The organism is Bifidobacterium sp., from assembly GCF_050874245.1.
Lineage (GTDB): Bacteria > Actinomycetota > Actinomycetes > Actinomycetales > Bifidobacteriaceae > Bifidobacterium.
The window spans coordinates 1-1839 of sequence record NZ_JBNMKH010000168.1 but is presented as its reverse complement, the minus strand read 5'-3'; the positions used below and the strand labels follow the sequence as shown (position 1 = coordinate 1839).

2 pseudogenes are annotated in these 1839 nt (G+C 58.1%); one reads left to right on the top strand and one right to left on the bottom strand.

Going from position 1 to position 1839, the window contains the following annotated elements:
• Nucleotides 1–845: pseudogene (locus tag ACR0P8_RS09560) on the top strand (metallophosphatase); the annotation flags it as partial.
• Between the two features lie 76 nt (nt 846–921).
• Here ACR0P8_RS09560 and ACR0P8_RS09555 read toward each other — a convergent pair.
• A pseudogene (locus ACR0P8_RS09555) lies at nt 922–1839 on the bottom strand (PASTA domain-containing protein); the annotation flags it as partial.

The following is a 1839-nucleotide window of genomic DNA, read 5'->3' as shown; positions in this document are numbered from 1 at the left end:
GTTCGGGGCGTATCACAATGAGCGTGATGATGGTCAATTCGGGCGATTACGCCGACACGGCAGACGCGGGTGACGGCAACGGACGGCAGTCGGTCACCGAATACGCGAAATACGCGGCGAATTCGCGCGGCTGGGATTTGGCCGACTCCGACGGCTACGGCACCCCCTCGCCGGAAGCCGTCGAATGGCTGAAAGACGTGCAACGCGAGCTGGGCAGGCGCAATGGCGACGGGCAGGCGGTACCGGCAATCGCCTTCCAGCACATTCCGCCGCAGGAATTCTACGATTGCCTGCGCGAAGTGCCCGCCTACACGCCGAACGCCGTGGAGGGCGCGCGCGAATTCGCAGGACATTGCTATGTGCTCGACCGCAATGTGTGCCGACCCGGTTCGCGGCTGGGCGAGGCGATTGGCTGCGCCGACGTGAACGTGGGCGAAGTGGACGCGTTGCGTGAGGCGGGCGGCTATTTCGCGCTGTTCTGCGGGCATGACCACAAGAATTCGTTCGTCGGGCATGTGCACGACATCGATTTGGGGTACGCGCCGACCTGTGGTTTCGAATGCTACGGCCCGAAATCGCGGTTCCGCAGCATCCGGCTGTTTGAATTCCGCGAAGACAATCCGATGGCGTACGTGACGCGCATGCTGACGTGGGGCGATCTGGTCGGCCGTTATTCCAGCAACGAATTACGCGTGTTCTTCGAGGACCATTGCGTGACGGACCTGATTGGCGTGCGCAACGAGCTGCGCAGGCCGCAGGTCAGCGCCACGCTGCTGGGTGCGGGCGCGGTGACGTGCGGCGCGATCGGGTACGCGGTTCGGGGGCTGTTGCGCAAATCGCAGTAATGCGATGCTCGTGGCAATCGCAATGATCGACAGCGACTCGACGGCAGCACCGCCGACAACGCGACCTTATCGAATATCACTCAAGATATTTCGATTGGAAGAAGGCGTCTTGCTGTGATTCGCTACCGAGATTCGTGTCCTCGGCATTCACGATAATCGGCGTTTCCAGCTTTGCGGGCATGCTGTCATACCACGCATGGCTCCAGCCGACGATCGCTTCGCTGAGCTGCGAACTGTCGTATCCCGCCGGATATACGGTGAATGCACCGCAGGGGGCAATGCCGTAGGGGTCGGCAACCGTATATTTACTACCGTTTTTGATATACGTGTCTCCTATATTGCCATCGATTTTCAGCGCCGATTTGTCGCATTGCATCGTATAGCTGCCGTCCGCGTTCTTCTTGGCATCCTTGAAACGGCCTTTGAAATTCGAAATGGTGACCGATCCGTTCGGATAGTCATCTCCCGTAATGCCCATGTCGGAATCATGATATGTTCCGCTGAACGTGCCATCGGACGCCACCGTCATAGTGGTGTCCCAACCGCCGGAACCGGAAGCGAAACCGTACTTTCCGGCGATGGACTTCATCAAAGACCGAGTGGCGGCATCCGATTGGGAATCAGATTTCTTGGTGTCTGCGTTCTTGCTTGCATTTTTGCCGTTAGATTTCTGACTCTTGGCGGACACGCCCTTGATGTTGGCGTCTTCGAGGGAATCCCAGTCGGGCTGGACGTCCTCCACCAGATAGTAGGCGGTTTCGCCGCTGGGGGCGGGCTTCATTTTGACGGTGTCATCCTTGGAGCCGTTGTAGCCGTTGTAAGGCATGAATGGATCGAACCAGTCCCTTGTATAGGTTGATTCCTTCTCGCCGTTCTTGTACTGGTTCACGTCACGATACATCAAGAACGGACGGTCCGTATCGACAGGTTTTTGCTTTTGGGCAGCCGCGAGCGCAGACGCGTCAAAATAGCCAGTTTTCTCTACTGATTCCAC